The sequence below is a fragment of the Rothia nasimurium genome, from assembly GCF_928391935.1.
Taxonomy (GTDB): Bacteria; Actinomycetota; Actinomycetes; order Actinomycetales; family Micrococcaceae; genus Rothia; species Rothia nasimurium_D.
The window spans coordinates 181,436-199,335 of the sequence record NZ_CAKMTD010000004.1; the positions used below are offsets into that span (position 1 = coordinate 181,436).

General features: G+C 61.7%; 14 protein-coding genes. 9 read left to right on the forward strand and 5 right to left on the reverse strand.

The window, feature by feature from the left end:
* The first annotated feature begins 118 nt into the window (after positions 1 to 118).
* The 4 genes from pcrA to sucD all read left to right on the forward strand — a co-directional run bounded on the left by pcrA (position 119) and on the right by sucD (position 5,894).
* Entirely contained in the window at positions 119 to 2,800 is a 2,682-nt protein-coding gene (gene pcrA / locus L7A15_RS06505; protein WP_423817292.1) for a DNA helicase PcrA, read from the forward strand.
* Between the two features lie 153 nt (positions 2,801 to 2,953).
* Positions 2,954 to 3,562, forward strand: coding sequence for a sarcosine oxidase subunit gamma family protein (locus L7A15_RS06510; protein WP_237208674.1), 609 nt, complete (start codon positions 2,954 to 2,956; stop codon positions 3,560 to 3,562).
* A gap of 213 nt (positions 3,563 to 3,775) precedes the next feature.
* Positions 3,776 to 4,942 carry an ADP-forming succinate--CoA ligase subunit beta gene (sucC, locus tag L7A15_RS06515; RefSeq protein WP_237208675.1) on the forward strand — a complete coding sequence of 389 codons (1,167 nt, stop codon included), beginning with the start codon at positions 3,776 to 3,778 and terminating at the stop codon, positions 4,940 to 4,942.
* Between the two features lie 34 nt (positions 4,943 to 4,976).
* Entirely contained in the window at positions 4,977 to 5,894 is a 918-nt protein-coding gene (gene sucD, locus L7A15_RS06520) for a succinate--CoA ligase subunit alpha (protein ID WP_237188855.1), read from the forward strand.
* Positions 5,895 to 6,196: 302 nt separating this feature from the next.
* On the opposite strand, the gene L7A15_RS06525 is transcribed toward sucD, so the two are convergent.
* On the reverse strand, positions 6,197 to 7,318 hold the full coding sequence (locus tag L7A15_RS06525) for a VIT1/CCC1 transporter family protein (RefSeq protein WP_237208676.1): 1,122 nt from the start codon (positions 7,316 to 7,318) through the stop codon (positions 6,197 to 6,199).
* Positions 7,319 to 7,853: 535 nt separating this feature from the next.
* Here L7A15_RS06525 and L7A15_RS06530 point away from each other — a divergent pair.
* Positions 7,854 to 8,357 (forward strand): Dps family protein, encoded by a 504-nt coding sequence (locus L7A15_RS06530; RefSeq protein WP_237188861.1) that lies wholly within the window; start codon positions 7,854 to 7,856, stop codon positions 8,355 to 8,357.
* A 122-nt stretch (positions 8,358 to 8,479) separates the two neighbouring features.
* On the opposite strand, the gene L7A15_RS06535 is transcribed toward L7A15_RS06530, so the two are convergent.
* A complete protein-coding gene (locus L7A15_RS06535) occupies positions 8,480 to 9,145 on the reverse strand; it encodes an HAD family hydrolase (RefSeq protein WP_237188862.1) in 666 nt (221 codons plus the stop codon).
* Between the two features lie 51 nt (positions 9,146 to 9,196).
* Here L7A15_RS06535 and L7A15_RS06540 point away from each other — a divergent pair, with 51 nt between their 5' ends.
* Together L7A15_RS06540 and L7A15_RS06545 are read left to right on the forward strand one after the other, a co-directional pair.
* Positions 9,197 to 9,790 (forward strand): hypothetical protein, encoded by a 594-nt coding sequence (locus L7A15_RS06540; RefSeq protein WP_237188863.1) that lies wholly within the window; start codon positions 9,197 to 9,199, stop codon positions 9,788 to 9,790.
* Between the two features lie 132 nt (positions 9,791 to 9,922).
* Complete coding sequence (locus tag L7A15_RS06545) at positions 9,923 to 11,152, forward strand: ATP-binding protein (RefSeq protein WP_237208677.1); 1,230 nt, start codon at positions 9,923 to 9,925, stop codon at positions 11,150 to 11,152.
* On the opposite strand, the gene L7A15_RS06550 is transcribed toward L7A15_RS06545, so the two are convergent.
* Positions 11,149 to 11,865: a glutamine amidotransferase gene (locus L7A15_RS06550; protein ID WP_237208678.1), complete on the reverse strand. Its 717-nt coding sequence runs from the start codon at positions 11,863 to 11,865 to the stop codon at positions 11,149 to 11,151. The two genes, L7A15_RS06545 and L7A15_RS06550, sit on opposite strands and share 4 nt — an antisense overlap.
* Before the next feature lie 223 nt (positions 11,866 to 12,088).
* Between L7A15_RS06550 and clpB the strand changes: the two genes are divergently transcribed.
* Together clpB and L7A15_RS06560 are read left to right on the forward strand one after the other, a co-directional pair.
* Entirely contained in the window at positions 12,089 to 14,677 is a 2,589-nt protein-coding gene (gene clpB, locus L7A15_RS06555) for an ATP-dependent chaperone ClpB (RefSeq protein WP_237208679.1), read from the forward strand.
* 170 nt (positions 14,678 to 14,847) lie between these two features.
* Positions 14,848 to 15,789, forward strand: a complete 942-nt coding sequence (locus L7A15_RS06560; RefSeq protein WP_237208705.1) for a Sir2 family NAD-dependent protein deacetylase — start codon at positions 14,848 to 14,850, stop codon at positions 15,787 to 15,789.
* A 126-nt stretch (positions 15,790 to 15,915) separates the two neighbouring features.
* Here the strand turns inward: L7A15_RS06560 and L7A15_RS06565 are convergent, their stop codons facing one another.
* Positions 15,916 to 16,122, reverse strand: a complete 207-nt coding sequence (locus L7A15_RS06565) for a DUF3073 domain-containing protein (RefSeq protein ID WP_237185107.1) — start codon at positions 16,120 to 16,122, stop codon at positions 15,916 to 15,918.
* A gap of 315 nt (positions 16,123 to 16,437) precedes the next feature.
* Positions 16,438 to 17,754, reverse strand: a complete 1,317-nt coding sequence (locus tag L7A15_RS06570) for a carbohydrate-binding domain-containing protein (RefSeq protein WP_237208680.1) — start codon at positions 17,752 to 17,754, stop codon at positions 16,438 to 16,440.
* Positions 17,755 to 17,900: the final 146 nt, after the last annotated feature.

Here is a 17,900-nt window from a genome sequence, read left to right on the forward strand (position 1 = left end):
TCTCTGAGGGCGTAAAGCCCCAAAGTAGGCTTCGAAAATGTGTTCGCATAAAATGGGTAGTTGACGGTTAATCGACGAGAGGTGCCCCGTGTTTGATGACATGTTCGACGACGATTTCATGCCTGCCCCGCAGAAGCAGGGCGAGGCAGGGCCTGAACCTGCCGTGGCGGAGGAACCCCCGTTTGACCCCTTTTACGATGCACCCCCAGCAGACGAATACGCCCCCTTCGATGACTTTATTCCCCCGGCCTACCAGGTTGGCGGGTTTATGCCGGAGTTTGAGGACGCCCCCGCCCCGGCCCGGGTCGATCCGGAGCAGCTGGTAGCGGGGCTGAACGAGCCTCAGGCTGAGGCCGTCAAACACGCTGGATGCCCCCTCCTGATCGTGGCTGGGGCAGGCTCCGGCAAGACCCGGGTGCTGACCCACCGGATCGCCTACCTGCTCGCAACCGGCCGGGCCCACCAGGGGCAGATCCTGGCGATTACCTTTACTAATAAGGCTGCCGCTGAAATGCGGGAGCGTATTACCTCCCTCGTAGGCCCCCGGGCCCAGAGCATGTGGATTTCGACCTTCCACTCCTTCTGTGTGCGGGTGCTCCGCAGGGAGGCCAAGGCCCTGGGCCTGAAATCAACCTTCACCATTTACGACTCAGCTGACTCCCAGCGCCTACTAACCCTCATCATCAAACAGATGAACCTCGATACTAAGAAGTTCACCGCCAAGGTGGTAGGCAACCGGATCTCTAACCTCAAAAATGAGCTAGTCAGCGCCCAACAGTTCGCGGCTGAAACCAGCCCCACTGACCCCTGGGAGGGCGTCATTTCCAAGGTCTACACGGCCTACACTGAGCGCCTGCGGGCCGCTAACTCCCTTGACTTTGACGACCTCATCTTCGAAACCGTCAACCTACTGAAGAACCACCCCCAGGTAGCTGACTACTACCGTCGCCGCTTCCGCCATATCCTGGTGGACGAATACCAGGACACCAACCACGCCCAGTACCAGCTGGTGCGGGCCCTCGTGGGGGTGGCGGCGTCCGCCCCGGGCACACAAGAGGCAAGCCCCTACCCCGACGCCTACCCGCCTGCCGAACTGACGGTGGTGGGCGACTCAGACCAGTCCATCTACGCCTTCCGCGGGGCTGATATTCGCAACATCACAGACTTCGAGGAAGACTACCCCGACGCCCGCACCATCCTGCTCGAACAAAACTACCGGTCTACCCAGAACATCCTGTCCGCAGCCAATGCCGTCATCGAACGCAACACCGACCGCCGCCCCAAGAAACTCTGGACAGCCAGCGGCGACGGCGCCAAAATCACCGGCTATGTGGCAGAATCCGAGCACGCCGAGGCCCGCTACATCGCCCAGGAAATCGACCGCCTCCGCGACGACTACGGCACCGCCCCCGGCGACGTGGCGATTTTCTACCGCACCAACGCCCAGTCCCGCACCCTCGAAGAAATGCTCATGCGCGTGGGCCTGCCCTACCGCGTCGTCGGCGGTACCCGCTTCTACGAACGCAAGGAAATCAAGGACGCCCTAGCCTACCTGCGCGTCCTCTCCAACCCAGACGACGACATCAACCTACGCCGGATCCTCAACGAACCCAAGCGGGGTATCGGGGCCAAATCCGAGAGCGTCGTTGCCGATTACGCCCGCGCCGCCGGGATCTCCTTCATGGCTGCCCTGCGGCAGGGCAGCGAGGTGCCCGGCCTGGGCGCTGCCGCCGTCAAAAAAATGGGTGAGTTTGCCCAGCTGATTGACGACCTCGCCCAAATCGCCGCCACTGAATCAACAGCGACTTGCCTGGAAGCCGTCCTGGAACAAACCGGCTACCTGGCTGTTCTGCGCGAATCCAAGGACATTCAGGACGAATCCCGCGTCGAAAACCTCTCAGAGCTAGTAGACGCCGTGCGCGAGTTCGAAACGGATAACCCCGGCTCGACCCTGGAGGACTTCCTAGAGCACGTCGCCCTGGTGGCGGACGCCGACCAGATCCCCAACAAGCCCAAGGCCGAGCAGGAGGGCGGGCCGTCCGCCGCTCAGATCGCCGCCGAAGTCGCCGAGGCCCGCTCCCAGGGGGTTGTCACCCTCATGACCCTGCACACAGCCAAGGGCCTGGAGTTCCCGGTAGTCTTCTTGACCGGCATGGAACACGGCCTCTTCCCCCACCAGCGGGCCCTCACCGACAGCTCCGAAATGAGCGAGGAACGCCGCCTAGCCTACGTCGGGCTGACCCGCGCCATGGAACGCCTCTATCTCACCCGCGCCGAAAACCGCTCCATGTGGGGCCAAAGCCAGTTCAACCCGCCCTCCCCCTTCCTCGAAGAAATCCCCGAAGAGCTCATCGAATGGAAGCGCACCGGCTCTCCCGCCGGTGGCTATGGTAGCTACGGCGGGTACGGCTCAGGTGGCTACGGCTCAGGCGGGTACGGACGCGGACGCGCCGGCTCAAGCTCCTACAGCAGTTACGGGGGCAGTTCCTACGGTTCCTCCACCTACTCCTCCCGCTTTGACGAACCAAGCCGGGAGCGGGCGTCCGGCCCCTCAACCAGCGACATCAACGGCTCACCCACCTACGGGCTGGCAGCAGCTGCCCGTAACGTCAACCGGGTCCAGCCCAAGAAAGAAATCCCGGCCCTGGCCGTCGGCGACACGGTCGAACACAAGACCTTTGGGGACGGGCGCGTTGTCGCCGTTGAAGGGGCAGGGGACAAGACCGTGGTGAAGGTCCGCTTCGCCACTGAAGAAAAGCGCCTCCTGCTGCGCTACGCCCCGCTGACCAAGAAAGACTAGCTACCCCTGAGATAACCTGCGGGGGAGGGGAGCTAAGCGCCGCCAAAAATGCGGGTTAGCTAATCAAACCGTTAGTATAAATACCGACTGGTTATGTGAAACAGTTCACCGCCGGTCGGTTGCCTACAACGACAACACCACCCGAGGAATCTCATGGAACATGACATCAGCGTGCCCTCTGTCGCAGAAGAGTTTGCCGAGGCCATGGACGAAGTCACCGACACCCGCGTCCAACTCCAAGAAATCTCAGACCTCTCCCTCTTCCGCCTCGAAATCGACCCGGCCAGCACCGCCGCCCGCCGTCTCGAAAAAATCCTGGGAGCCCAACTACCCACCAGTCGGGGCCAGGTCACCGGCGACTCAACCGCCACCCACCTGCTCTACGGAACCCGCCAAGTCGTCGCCTGCCTCTACGTCGAAGAAGGCGTCTACCTCGTAGTGACTAGGGTAGACGCCGTCAAACTCGGCCGGGCCCTCACCGCAGCCCTAGGTCGCGACGAAGGGCTCGTTTTGGATGTGTCCGTCAACCGAACCGTCCTCAACCTCAGCGGCAGGGCCGCCGCCGACGTCATCGACGAAGTCGTCCACTTCGACTTCCCACCCGACTTCTTCAACCCCGGCAAAGCCCTCTCCTGCACCGTCGCCGACGCCCGCATCATGCTCTGGCGGATCGACGACCTCGAATACCTCATGGTCCCCCGGGCAAGCGACACCGCCCCCTTCCTCGTCAATATCCTTGACGCCTGCGAAAGGGTCAAATAAGGCAAGCACCCCCAGCGTGAATGTAATACTTTCTCTAAGTTTCACCCAACGCACAACCGGTTAACCGCAAACAAGCCAAGTGCGCTAAAGTGACACCTAGGAAGTTTTGTGCGCTTTGTCTCGTTTCAGGGAAAGCTGAGCAAATCTTCATAACTGTAATCGCTGGGACGCAACCTGCGGCCCGGCATGACTTCGACGAAGAAGGACACTCCTGTGGACCTGTTTGAATACCAGGCACGCGATCTCTTCGAGAAGCACGGCGTCCCCGTGCTTCAGGGCATCGTAGCTACCACCCCCGAAGAAGCAAAGGCAGCAGCTGAAAAGATTGGCGGCGTCACCGTCGTCAAGGCCCAGGTTAAGGTAGGCGGCCGCGGTAAGGCTGGCGGCGTCAAGGTCGCCAAGACCGCAGACGAAGCCTACGAATACGCCCAGCAGATTCTGGGCATGGACATCAAGGGCCACACCGTCCACCGCGTCATGATCGCCCAGGGCGCAGACATCGCAGAAGAATACTACTTCTCCATGCTGCTCGACCGCGCCAACCGCTCCTACCTGGCCATGTGCTCCGTAGAAGGCGGCATGGACATCGAAACCCTGGCCGCCGAGCGCCCCGAAGCCCTGGCCAAGGTCGAGGTCAACCCCATGGACGGCATCACCGCCGAAAAGGCCGCTGAAATCGTTGAGGCCGCTGGCTTCGCTGAGGACGTGCGCGAGGACGTCGCCGCCGTCCTCGTCAAGCTAGGCGAGGTCTACAAGAAGGAAGACGCCACCCTGGTTGAGGTCAACCCGCTCGTCAAGACCGGCGACGGCAAGATCCTGGCCCTGGACGGCAAGGTCTCCCTCGACGACAACGCCGAATTCCGCCAGCCCGAACATGAGGCCCTGATTGACAAGTCAGCCGAGAACCCCCTCGAAGCCAAGGCCAAGGAAAACGACCTCAACTACGTCAAGCTCGACGGCGAAGTCGGCATCATCGGTAACGGCGCAGGCCTGGTCATGTCCACCCTCGACGTCGTCGCCTACGCCGGCGAAAACCACGGCAACGTCAAGCCCGCCAACTTCCTCGACATCGGCGGCGGCGCCTCCGCAGAAGTCATGGCAGCAGGCCTCGACATCATCCTCAACGACGAACAGGTCAAGTCCGTCTTCGTCAACGTCTTCGGCGGCATCACCTCCTGCGACGCCGTCGCCAACGGCATCGTCAAGGCCCTCGAAATCCTAGGCGACAAGGCAACCAAGCCCCTCGTCGTCCGCCTCGACGGCAACAACGTCGACGAAGGCCGCCGCATCCTCACCGAAGCCAACCACCCCCTGGTCCACCAGGCCGAAACCATGGACTCCGGTGCCGACAAGGCCGCTGAACTGGCCCACACCGCCTAAATCACCGCTGATTAAAACGTAGAAGGTTAATACAATGTCTATCTTTTTGAACAAGGACTCCAAGGTCATCGTTCAGGGCATCACCGGCGGTGAAGGCACCAAGCACACCGCCCGCATGCTCGCAGCCGGCACCCAAATCGTCGGCGGCGTCAACGCCCGCAAGGCCGGCACCACCGTCACTCACAAGGACGCCTCCGGCAACGACGTTGAGCTGAACGTCTACGGCTCCGTCGCTGAAGCTGTCAAGGAAACCGGCGCTGACGTCTCCATCGTCTTCGTCCCCCCGGCCTTCACCAAGGACGCCGTCATCGAAGCCATCGACGCTGAGGTCCCCCTCGTCGTCGTCATCACCGAGGGCGTACCTGTCGGCGACACCGCCGAATTCTGGGCCTACGCCAAGAGCAAGGTCGACGCCAACGGCAAGCAGATCACCCGCATCATCGGCCCCAACTGCCCCGGCATCATCACCCCCGGCGAGTCCCTCGTCGGCATCACCCCCGCCAACATCACTGGCAAGGGCAAGATCGGCCTGGTCTCCAAGTCCGGCACCCTGACCTACCAGATGATGTTCGAACTGCGCGACATCGGCTTCACCACCGCCATCGGTATCGGCGGTGACCCCATCATCGGCACCACCCACATCGACGCCCTCGAAGCCTTCGAAGCTGACCCCGAAACCGAAGCCATCGTTATGATCGGTGAAATCGGTGGCGACGCCGAAGAGCGGGCTGCTGAGTTCATCAAGGCCAACGTCACCAAGCCCGTTGTTGGCTACGTTGCAGGCTTCACCGCCCCCGAGGGTAAGACCATGGGCCACGCAGGCGCTATCGTCTCAGGCTCCTCCGGCACCGCCCAGGCAAAGAAGGAAGCCCTGGAAGCCGCAGGCGTCAAGGTCGGCAAGACCCCCTCAGAAGCTGCCCAGCTTATGCGCGAAATCTTCGCCAACAAGTAAGCAGCACTAAAATCAGCCCACCACAGGTTCTGTGGTGGGCTGAATTTTTAACCGGGAACCTCGGTCTGGGCGGGCTCTTGTTAGGCCGCTGGATGCCGGGGAGGGCCGCTGGATGCCGGGGAGGGCCGCTGGATGCCGGGGAGGGGCGCTGGATGCCGGGGAGGGGCGCTGGCGGACGCCCTTTTGCCGACTAACCTTCTTGCTGGCTCGCAGGGCTCGCAAGCAATTCATGCCAGACCCAGCCAGTCGGCTTCAAGGGCGTCCTTACGCGCCCCTGGCTGGGTAGCGTCCTTTCGCGCCGCCTAGAGCACCGCCGTATTGAAGAGCAGGCCGAGCAGGTAGGTGGCCAGGGCGGCCCCGTAGCCGATAGCCAACTGGCGCATACCCCGCTTGAAGGGCGAAGCACCAGAGAGCAGACCAACGACGCCACCGGTGATCATCAGGGCCAGACCCACCAGAACCATAGCGACTACCATGGCGGTGGCCCCACCCAGCCCGAAAATGTAAGGGAGAATCGGAATCAGGGCGCCAGAGGCAAAGAAGCAGAAGGAGGAAGCTGCCGCCCCCACGTCGCTGCCCAGAGCCCCGTGCTCTTCGCTGGCCCCGTCGCCGTCCTGCTCTTCCCGGTAGGACAGGGAGGGGTCGCAGTCGCAGGTGAAGTAGCCGAAGCGTTCCATGGCGCGGTGGCGGGCAGCCTCTTCACTCATACCGCGGGCCTTGTAGATGAGCTCTAGCTCGTTCTGGTTGATATCCAGGTGGTGGGCGACGTCCAGGGTGACCTGGGTGGGGCGGGAGGCGTCCAATAGTTCCCGCTGGGAGCGGACGGACACGAACTCACCGGCTGCCATGGAGAGGGCCCCGGCCAGCAGGCCGGCAATACCGGAGAGCAGGACCATTGAGGTGCTGGCCCCTGAGGCCCCGATACCCATAATGAGGGCGGCGTTGGAGACCAGGCCGTCGTTAGCGCCGAAGACGGCGGCGCGGAAGTTTCCTGAGAGTTTTTCGCGGCCCTGGGTTGAGAGGGCACGGATGATTTCTTCGTGGATTGCTTCATCTGCTGCCATGGCTTCGGTGGCGTCCGGGTCTTCGGCGTACGGTGAGCGGCCTTCGGCACGTTGGGCCAGGGCCAAAACGAAAACAGACCCGAAGTTCTTGGCTAGCAGTTCAAGGAAGCGGGCGGAGAGGGCCGGACGCGGCTCCGGGGAGGCATGCTCGCCCAAGAGGGTTCGCCAGTGGTTTTGGTGGCGCAGTTCTGCCGCTGCTACCTCGCGCAGGATTTCTGCTTCTTTCCCCTCGGCACGTTCGGCGAGGGCCGCGTAGATACGGGCTTCTGAGATTTCCTCGGCCAGGTAGCGGCGCCAGCGCCGAATCTGGGCGCGGCTGGGCTGGGGGGAGTGGGGGGCTTCAGGGGCGGCTGCTGTCATGGTGTTTTACCTTTGGTCAGGAGCCGAAGCGGGGGCTAGTTGGGTGTACACTTCGGCTTAAGAATGTCTTTGCGTTCTTAGCCGAAGGTCTCGCTCGCCGCCTGCCCTACCTGCTTGTGCAGTTGGCTGGCGGTGGTTTACCGGGTGCCTCAGCTACTGCTGGGCGGGCCAGTATGTCGATAAACCGCTTGGGCACCGTGGGGCGCCGGTGGGAACTACTCCCCTTCGCTGGGCTCTACTTTACCGACACTGTGTCGTCCTGTGCAAAAAATTTTTTGGGGTTTTATTTAGGTAAGGCTTGTGTTTGCTATTGCTTGTGTGGGGCTGGACGGCGTGTGTTCGGGCTGGTCAGATGCGGTCAGGTTAGGCTTACATAAGCTCGATAGTAGGTATATTGGCCTGTCAGGGCAGGTTTTCCTTATTATGATTTATTCAAAATAAGGCTTGAAAGTGGTTTGGGGAACCCGTAAGGTAGAAGTAACGAAACCACCAGAACCCACATTCTGGCTGGAAGTCACTGAAAGGAAATTTCCCCATGAGCAAGTACGCTTCATTCACCGTCCCCGGCCTCACCGAAGAATCAGGCCACCACGTTGCCGATATCCTGCAGATGCGCCTGCACGCCCTGAACGACCTGCACCTGGTGCTCAAGCACGCCCACTGGAACGTCGTCGGCCCCAACTTCATCGCCGTCCACGAAATGCTCGACCCCCAGGTTGACCTGGTGCGCGGCTTCGTCGACGCTATCGCCGAGCGCATGGCCACCATGGGCGTAGCCCCCAATGGCCTCTCCGGCGACTTGGTCGAAAAGCGCACCTGGGCTGAGTACGCCGTTGACCGCGGCGATGCCATGACCCACATCCGTGCCCTCAACGAGGTCTACAACGTCGTCGTTGAAGACCACCGCGCAGCCATCGCCAAGGTGGGCGACATCGACCCCATCACCGAAGACCTGCTGATCGGCCAGACCGCTGAACTGGAACTCTTCCAGTGGTTCCTGCGCGGTCACCTGGAAGACGGCCAGGGCAACCTGAACTAATTTTCGTTCACCGGTCTGAACCACACTGAACCACAGGCAAGGCGGCCCCTCCCAGACTGGGAGGGGCCGCCTCGTCCTTTAGGGCCCTGGTTGCTGGGGCCCGGCCTTCTCGGGGGTCTTGTCTACTTCTCGGGGCTCGAACCCTCGACCAAGGCACGAATTTTTGCCAGGGTCAGCTCCGTATGAGCATAGCGGGCATGGCCCAGGTGGGCAGGCACCTCCGTCAGGCCGGGAACTACCACAACCTTCATGCCTGCTGCCATGGCGCTTTGGGCTCCTGAGGCTGAATCTTCTACCGCCACACAATTCTTGGGGTTGACCCCCAGGTTGTGGGCGGCTGTCAGATAGGGTTCAGGGTCTGGCTTAGCGTGGGTTACCTGCTCGTCGGTAACCAGGGTCTTGAAGAGTCCCTCCGGCGCCAGCTTGGCGGTGTTGGCAGCTACCTCGGTTGTTGCATTCGTGACAATTCCTGCGGGGACGCCCGCCTCGGCTACCTGAAGCAGGAGCGCCTCAATGCCCGGCAGGAGCTCCACCCGGGCGTCCTTCAGGAGCGCCGACATTTTGGCCTTAAGTCGCTCATAGAGTTCGTCGGCAGGGGCATCGGCGCCAATCTCCTGCATGCGGGCAAAGGTGACCGCAGCGGGCTTGCCCAGGGCCATGAGCGTATCTTGTTCAGTCCATGTGGCCCCAAATTCGGCGGTCAAGGCGGTTTTGGCTTCTGCCCACAGGGGCTCGGTATCTACGAGGGTGCCGTCATGGTCGAAGAAAATTGCTTCAAGTTTGCTCATAGACACCACCCTACCCCTCTTCGGTGGCTGCCGCCTGGTTACGATAGGTGGGTGAAGCAACAGTACCCCTCATCAGCCCCTGAATCTCCGACTACCCACCCGCGCCTACGTCGGCGGGGCGGGACCGTCCTGCGCCTGCTCACCTACCTGCTGGTGCCCATGGCCTGCGCGTCGGCTGCCTGGATTACGGCAGGGCGGGCTCTTTTGGGCGCTGGAGGAGAGCTGGTGCCTATTTACGCAATCTCGTTCGGACCCGCCTTGCTGGGGATCCTGCTGGTGGCGGCCCTCTTCTCCTACCGGGAAATGAAATTACAAGAAGCAGGCAGGCAGGCCGGGTTGCCGTCGGTAACGGCCCTGGTGGCGGCCTCAACCTGGATTCTGGCGGGATTCTTTGGCCTGGTAGCCCCCGACCGCCTGGACGGACGCAATATCTCAGCCGCCGCTGCCCTCCTGGGCCCGGACGTCATCGGCCTATCAGCAGCCTTCGGGAACACCAGCGGAATCCTGACTTTTTCGTTCGCCATAGCCACCCTCCTGCTGGCTATCAGCGACTACCGCCGGGCCCGCGCCCTCACCCAAGGGCTCGACGACACCACCCGCGAACAGCTCGAACGCGAAGAGTCGATGTACGACTTCCTGGATTAGAGGGAAAGCCAGCTAGAACCGATAATATGCCGGATAATTTCGGGATTATTTGCTGGATAGAAAGCCACCAAAATGCTGGATAGAATATATCCAAAGTGACGGATAGTTGCTGTGTTGGAGGGAGATTCATTGATGGCTAGGGAATATTTTGAGCGTCTGGTTGACCAGCAACTCACTGAGGCTCTTGACCGCAGTGGTGCTGTGCTTCTTGAAGGCCCCAAGGGCTGTGGAAAGAGCGAAACGGTACGTCAGGTCGCGCAGTCCTTTGTGCAGGTAGATACTGATCCGCAGATAGGTTTACAGCTTGAATTGGCACCTCATCTAGCTCTTGACGGGGAAGTTCCACGAGTCTTTGACGAGTGGCAGGTTTACCCTTCCCTATGGAATCTGGTGCGCCATGAAGTTGATCGTAGGGGGCAAACAGGGCAGTTTATCCTCACAGGATCTACCGCGCCAGGTGAGAACGAGGCTCGACACTCTGGGGCGGGACGCTTTGCACGCCTACGCATGCAAACCTTTAGTTTTTTTGAATCTGGCCACTCAGACGGCACCTTTTCTCTGAAAGGATTTATACGAGGGGAGACGCAAGCTCCGTATCTGCAGAGCAAACTTTCGGTGGAAGAAATTATCGAAAGAATCTGTAGGGGAGGCTGGCCAGCGAACCTAGAGTTGCCACTAGCTGCTGCAATGCTTAACAATCGAGATTACCTGCAAACGGTAGCGCATGTGGACCTGGGGGTGGCTGATGGGGTGCGGCGTGACCCTGCCCGAGCCATGAGGGTCCTTCACTCTCTTGCCCGCGGCGTAGGGACAGAAATGGCTATTACTGAAATAGCAACTGACGCTGGTATCAATAGGGAGACAGTCGGGGAGTATCTGGCTAGCTTGACACGCATTTTTATTTCGTGCGATCAACCGGCATGGTCGTCGCATGTTAGGTCCCGGGCGTCTCTGCGTAAGGCTCCCAAGCGTCATTTGGCTGATCCGGCCTTAGCGGTGGCTGCCTTGCACATTCAGCCACAAACCCTGTTGAGGAATCTTCCTTATGCAGGGCAGCTCTTTGAGTCTCAGATTGTTCATGACCTGCAGGCTCTTTCTGGTGGTCCTGTCTATCATGGCAGGGATAAGGACGGTCTTGAAGTAGACGCAATTCTTACCCATGAGGGGCGGACCTGCCTAACTGAGATTAAATTGGGCAGTTCTCAGGAAACAGTAGATTCAGCGGTGCATTCTCTCAAGAAATTCGCTAGCCGGTTTGACTTTGGGGAGCCCCCTGCTCTGCTGGTTGTTACGGGCGGGCCAGTCAGCTACCAGAGGCCGGACGGCGTGTATGTGGTTTCCGTGGGGAACCTTGGCGCTTAGAGGCTCACGGCCTGGAGCCAGCCGGTGAGGACGGCGGACGCGGCGGCAGTCAGCTTCTCAGCGTAGAGGGAAGCCTCCCGGCGGATCACAGCGACGTCCTGCTCAGCGGCAATAATGTAGTCAGCGTAGGCAATCAGCCACTGCTCAATATGCCGGGGGTTAACCTCAAGATGAAACTGCAGGCCCAGGGCAAAGGGGCGGCCCTGGGCGTCCTGAATAGCGAAAGCCTGATTCTCACACTGCTTGGTGCGGGCCAACGCCGGGCTGCCCTCGGGCAGGGTGAAAGCGTCCCCATGCCAGTGCAAGACCGGGGTTTTAGCCAGAGGGGCCAGGACTGAATCCAGGCCCGCTGCGGTGAGCTCAACAGGGGAGTAGCCCAGCTCAATGGACCCGGTTGGCTCAACCTTGGCCCCGGCAGCAACAGCAATCTGCTGGGCCCCCAGGCAGATTCCCAGCACCGGCTTCTGGTTTTCGATGCGGGCCTTAATCAGCTCTACTTCTTCAAAGAGGAAGGGGTAGTCGTGGGTGTCGTTCACGCTGATAGGAGCACCAAGGATCACCAGCAGATCAGCCTCCCGGACCTCTTTGGCGTTCAGAATGTCAATGCCAGCGTCCCGGTATTCAACAGTGAAGCCGCGTTCGGCAAGCAGGTCTTCAAAAATACCCAGGTCTTCAAAGGCGACGTGGCGGATAGCGTAGGCGGTGCGGGACATGGTTCTCCTTGAGGTGAGTGAATGCACTCAGTTTACTGATGGGTGAGGGGTTTTGCGAGTGTGTTTGGAAAAGCCCGCCATGCCCGGTGCGGACGGCGGTGGGCGGCTTTAAGAAAAACCTTAAAGGGGGTAGCGCATTTAAGTTGAGTGAGGTAGACTCAAGGTAAAGCTGAGTGGAGTACACTCAAGTATTAAAGAAAACCTACTCACAGAAAGAGCAAACATGACCCCCCAACTCACGACAAAAAGCCAAGAAGCCCTCTCGGCTGCCAATATGAACGCCCAAACCGCAGGCAACCCCACCCTCGACACTCCCCACCTGCTCAAAGCCCTCATGGACCAGCGCCAGGGCGTAGCCGTCGCCGTCCTCAAAGCCGCAGGCCTCGACGTCGACGCCATCTCCCTGGCAGCCTCCACCGAGATTTCTAAACTCCCCAAGGTCCAGGGCACCTCAGCCGCCCAGGCCCAGCCGAGCCGCGCCGTCCTGACCGCCATTCAAACCGCCCAAGCCAAGGCAGCCCAGTTCGGGGACACCTACATCTCCACCGAAATCCTGCTGCTGGCGCTCGCAGCGGGGGACGACGCCACCGCCCGTGCCCTGCAGCAGGCCGGGGCCACCGAAAAGACTATTGAAGACACCATTCCGACCGTGAGAGGAGACCGCACCGTGACCACCCCCGACCCCGAAGGTACCTTCGGCGCCCTAGAACAGTACGGCACCGACCTGACCGCCGTTGCCCGTGAAGGCAAGCTTGACCCCGTCATTGGGCGCGATAGCGAAATCCGCCGCGTCATCCAGGTGCTCTCCCGCCGTACCAAGAACAACCCCGTGCTCATCGGCGAACCTGGCGTCGGTAAAACCGCCGTCGTTGAGGGCCTGGCCCAGCGCATGGTCTCGGGTGACGTGCCCGAATCCCTGCGCGGCAAGACCCTGATTTCCCTCGACCTGGGTGCCATGGTCGCCGGTGCCAAGTACCGCGGCGAGTTCGAAGAGCGCCTCAAGGCCGTGCTGGAAGACATCAAGAAGTCCGAGGGGCAAATCGTTACCTTCATCGACGAGATCCACACCGTCGTGGGTGCCGGTGCCTCCGAAGGCTCCATGGACGCCGGTAACATGCTCAAGCCCATGCTGGCCCGTGGCGAACTGCGCCTGATCGGTGCCACCACCCTCGACGAATACCGCGAAAACATTGAAAAGGACGCCGCCCTCGAACGCCGCTTCCAGCAGGTCTACGTGGGTGAACCCAGCGTCGATGACACCATTGGTATTCTGCGCGGCCTCAAGGAACGCTACGAGGCCCACCACAAGGTTGCCATTGCAGACTCCGCCCTGGTGGCTGCCGCCAACCTGTCGAACCGCTACATCCCCTCGCGTCAGCTGCCCGACAAGGCCATCGACCTGATCGACGAGGCAGCCTCACGCCTGCGCATGGAAATCGACTCGGCCCCCGAAGAGATTGACGCCCTGCGCCGCGCCGTTGACCGCCTCACCATGGAAGAACTGGCCCTGGCCAACGAAACCGACCCCGCCTCCGTCGAGCGCCTTGAAGCCCTGCGGGCAGATATGGCCGACAAGAAGGAAGAGCTGGACGCCCTCAACGCCCGCTGGGAAGCTGAAAAGGCCGGGCTCAACCGCGTCGGCGACCTCAAAACCCAAATTGACGAGCTGCGCTCCAAGGCAGAAGTTGCCCAACGCGAAGGAAACCTGGCCGAGGCCTCCCGCGTGCTCTACGGTGAGATTCCCGCCCTTGAAGCTGAACTGGCTGCAGCCCAGCAGGCCGAGAACACCGCGTCCGAAGAGTCCATGGTCTCTGAAGAAGTCACCGCCGACGATATCGCCGAGGTCATCTCTTCCTGGACGGGTATTCCCGCCGGGCGCATGCTCCAGGGTGAATCCGAAAAGCTGCTGCACATGGAAGACGAACTGGGCAAGCGTCTGATCGGCCAGAAGAAGGCAGTCACCGCCGTGGCTGACGCTGTGCGCCGCTCCCGCGCCGGAATCTCAGACCCCGACCGCCCCATCGGCTCCTTCCTCTTCCTGGGCCCCACCGGCGTCGGTAAAACCGAGCTGGCCAAGGCCCTGGCTGAGTTCCAGTTCGACGACGAACGCGCCCTGGTGCGTATCGACATGAGCGAATACGCCGAAAAGCACGCCGTTGCCCGCCTGGTCGGTGCCCCTCCCGGCTACGTCGGCTACGAAGAGGGTGGCCAGCTCACCGAAGCTGTGCGCCGCCGCCCCTACTCGGTCGTGCTGCTCGACGAGGTCGAAAAGGCCCACCCTGAGGTCTTCGACATCCTGCTCCAGGTGCTCGACGACGGCCGCCTGACCGACGGTCAGGGCCGCACCGTGGACTTCCGCAACGTCATCCTGATTCTGACCTCTAACCTGGGCTCCCAGTTCCTGATTGACCAGAACCTCGATGACGAAGCCCGCAAGAGCGCCGTCATGACCACCGTCAACGCCAGCTTCAAGCCGGAATTCCTCAACCGCCTGGACGAGGTCATCATGTTCGAGCCCCTCTCAGCCGATGACCTGGCCTCCATCGTGGGTCTGCAAATCGCCTCCATGGCCCGCCGACTGGAAGACCGCCGCCTGACCCTGGACGTCACCGACGCCGCCACCGAGTGGCTGGGCCTTGCCGGCTACGACCCGGCCTACGGCGCCCGTCCGCTCCGCCGCCTCGTGCAGCGCGAAATCGGCGACCGCCTCGCCAAGGGAATCCTGGCCGGTACCATCAAGGACGGCGACACCGTGCGTGTGGACGTCAACCCCGACGTCGCCGTCGACGGGCTGGCCGTCACCGCCGAGTAAAAGGTGCCCGGCATGACCCCCTCGCTTCTCTCTTCATCCCCTAGATTTTCACGGGGGTGAAGAGAGAAGTGAGGGGGTCATCGGCTTTATACACTAGAAGGGTGAACCAGACCCAGCCCCGCCCCGCACCCAACACGCTCGATACCCGCTTTGCCGGGGCGTCCGCGTCCATCACCGCGCACGCCGAGATTGCCGCCACCCACGCGGCCGCCCTGCGCTCCATCGACCGGGTCGTCGCCGAAACAGCCCAGCCAACCGACCCGCAGGTAGCAGCGGACGGCGTCCGGCAGCTTCTTGACCAGGGGCAGGTATTGGTGCTCACCGGGGCCGGGATCTCCACCGGCTCAGGGATCCCCGACTACCGCGGCCCCGCCGGGTCCCTACGCAACCACCGGCCCATGACCTACCAGGAGTTCCGCTTCGACGAGGTGGCCCGGCAACGTTACTGGGCCCGCTCCTTTGTGGGCTGGCGGCAGATGAACCGGGCCCGCCCCAACACCGCCCACTACCTGCTCGCAGACCTCGAATCCCAGGGGCGCCTTACCGGGCTCATTACCCAAAACGTGGACGGCCTGCACACCGCAGCTGGCTCCCGCACAGTTATCACCCTGCACGGGGACCTCTCCCGTATCGAATGTCTAGACTGCGGGGCGGACGAGGGCCGCACCTCCCTGGACGCCCGCATTGAGGCCGCCAACCCCGGCTACCTCGAACGCCTATCCAGCACCACCCTGCAGGTTAACCCCGACGGCGACGCCGAGATCGACGCCCGATTCATCCAGGATTTTCAGATGGTCGGCTGCCTGGCCTGCGGCTCCACCAAACTCAAACCCGCCGTCGTCTACTTCGGTGAGCCCGTGCCGTCGGCCCGCAAGCAGGCCGTCAAAGAACTGGGGGAGCAGGCCCGTTCCCTGCTGGTGCTCGGCTCCTCCCTGGCTGTGATGAGCTCCTACAAAATCGCCCTCGATTTTGCCCGCGCGGGCAAGCCCATCGCCGTCATCAACCAGGGCCCGGGCCGGGCCGACGCCCGCGCCACCTACCTCTGGCGCACCGACGTCACCGACGCCCTCTTTGCCCTCACCCAGAACTTTCCTGCCCAGCGATCCAGCTAGCACCGCCCCTGTGCCGGGAACAGGGCAGAGCGAACCTGGCCCAGATAGACAAAGAGCCCGCCACCTGGTCAGGTGACGGGCCCTCAAGAACAGAGAAAAACTGGGCTGACAGCCAGCTAGATTCTCTTACTTCTCTTGATAATCGTCGGCGTACTTGTCTGCGTATTCCGAGTAGTCGTCCTCGTCATCGTACTGATAACCGGACGACTTAGACTGAGAGCCAGCATTCTTGCTGAGCTCTCGCTCAAGTGCAGTGTAGTCGGTGTCGGGGCTGAAATACTTCATCTCCCGTGCCTGCCGAGTTGCTTTAGCCTTCTGACGGCCGCGCCCCATGGCGAGACCCCCTCTTTATCGCTCGTATCTGGCCACCCGCCTGCGGGCAGGGGTGTACCAGAAAAACTTTCAGTCTTTTCTGTATCTAAGGGTACATGTTTTTGTGAGTCTTTGCCTGCCTGTTCGCCACTTGAGATGTAAGAAACTGCTAAAAACACAAAAACTAGGGTCGTCTGGTGGTTTGCCTCCTCTTACCGTCCTTAAAAGACGCTTCCGCGTCACCTGACCAGAAGTGGTGACGCGGAAGCTGTGGGGCAACCGGCGGCTGAAGAAAGGGGTACGAGTGCCAGGCCGTCCGGTTGAGTCTATGGGGTCTTAGGGGCGACCGCCGGGTGCCATACCACCCATGCCCCCTGCAGCAGCACCGGAGGTTGCGGTAGCGGTACCGGCCTCTGAGCCGTTGACGCTGATGGTGTAGGTTTCACCCTCGGTGATGGAGCTACCTGCAACGACAACCGCTGAGATGGTCTTGGTGGAGTTGTACTCTGCTACGATCTCGCCGCTGGCGTTGGTGACGGTGACGGTATCGCCTGCTGAGACGCTGGCGGTGAAGCGGGCGTAGGCGCCTTCCATACCTTCGAACATGTCGCCGGAGTCGCCCTGGATCAGGGTGCCGCCGGTGACGGTCAGGCCGCCCGTGGCGTCGGTTGCGCCGTTGCCGCCGGTGGAGGGGCCGTTGACGATGACGGTGCCGCCTGAGATTTCTGCGGTGCCGTTGGAGTCAATTCCGTCGCCCTCAACGTTCAGGGTGAGTTCGCCGCCGGTGATGGCGATGGAGGCGTCAACGACCTGGTCCATGCCGCCGCCAAAGCCGCCGGAGGTGGTAGTTGTGGTGGTGGAGGGGATAGTGGCGTTGATGCCGTCGTCGGAGCTGGTGGCGTTAGTGGTGCCGCCGCTGATGGTCAGGTACTGGCCCTCGATGGCTTCGACCGAATCTTCGATGGTGAGGGTACCGCCGGCGATTTCAAGTTCACGTTCTGACTTGAAGCCGTCGTCGCCTGAGCTGATGGTGACGGTGCCGTCGAGTAGGCGGACCCAGCCGCGTTCGGCGTCGGTGTCGTTGGTGGACTTGATACCGTCGCTGGTGGCGGTCACGTTGATGGTGCCGCCCAGGATGTCGACGTAGTCCTTGCCCTTGATGCCGTCGTCGGTGGCGGTGACTTCGATGGTGCCGTCGGCGATGGTGAGGCCGTCGCCGCTGGCGATACCGTCGCCGTAGTTGCCGGTGACCTTCAGGGTGCCTTCACCGGCGAGGGTGAGGTCGGTGCGGGCGTAGAGGGCGGCGTCGGGGTCTTCGGTGCCGGTGGCGGCGTAGGTGGAGCCGTCGGTGATGGTGTTGGTGGTGCCAGCTTCGGTGTAGATGATGGTTTCGTTGGCGCTTTCGGCGTCGATGGCGGCCCCGTCCTTGTTGGTGATGGAGGCGTTGTCAAGGATCAGGCGCACGACGTCCTCTTCACCGGCGGTGACCACAACTTGACCGTCGGCCAGGGCGCCGGTGAGGCGGTAGTTGCCGGCGGCGGTGATGGCGATGACGCCGTCGGTGGCGGTGGGGTTGGAGAGGTCGATGGTGACTTCGGAGGAGGAATCCCAGGTGAGGTCGTTGGCATCGTAGTGGGTGTCGTAGCTGATCACGGAGGCTACGGTAGTTCCGGCGGGTTAAGGGTCAAAAAGTGTGTCCGGAATCGCGGATTTTCACGGATTGACCTGTAGGTTTCCGGAAAGTATATGCTCCGGAAGCATATATCTAGCCCCCGACGGGAAATCCTCGGTGTGGCAGC

Excerpts from the sequence above, each read along its gene's own strand:
- sucD (WP_237188855.1), top strand. The coding sequence starts at position 4,977 with ATGTCTATCTTTTTGAACAAGGACTCCAAGGTCATCGTTCAGGGCATC.
- L7A15_RS06565 (WP_237185107.1), bottom strand. The coding sequence starts at position 16,122 with ATGGGGCGCGGCCGTCAGAAGGCTAAAGCAACTCGGCAGGCACGGGAG.
- L7A15_RS06550 (WP_237208678.1), bottom strand. The coding sequence starts at position 11,865 with ATGTCCCGCACCGCCTACGCTATCCGCCACGTCGCCTTTGAAGACCTG.
- L7A15_RS06535 (WP_237188862.1), bottom strand. The coding sequence starts at position 9,145 with ATGAGCAAACTTGAAGCAATTTTCTTCGACCATGACGGCACCCTCGTA.
- L7A15_RS06510 (WP_237208674.1), top strand. The coding sequence starts at position 2,954 with ATGGAACATGACATCAGCGTGCCCTCTGTCGCAGAAGAGTTTGCCGAG.
- L7A15_RS06530 (WP_237188861.1), top strand. The coding sequence starts at position 7,854 with ATGAGCAAGTACGCTTCATTCACCGTCCCCGGCCTCACCGAAGAATCA.
- L7A15_RS06525 (WP_237208676.1), bottom strand. The coding sequence starts at position 7,318 with ATGACAGCAGCCGCCCCTGAAGCCCCCCACTCCCCCCAGCCCAGCCGC.
- L7A15_RS06545 (WP_237208677.1), top strand. The coding sequence starts at position 9,923 with ATGGCTAGGGAATATTTTGAGCGTCTGGTTGACCAGCAACTCACTGAG.
- pcrA (WP_423817292.1), top strand. The coding sequence starts at position 119 with ATGCCTGCCCCGCAGAAGCAGGGCGAGGCAGGGCCTGAACCTGCCGTG.
- clpB (WP_237208679.1), top strand. The coding sequence starts at position 12,089 with ATGACCCCCCAACTCACGACAAAAAGCCAAGAAGCCCTCTCGGCTGCC.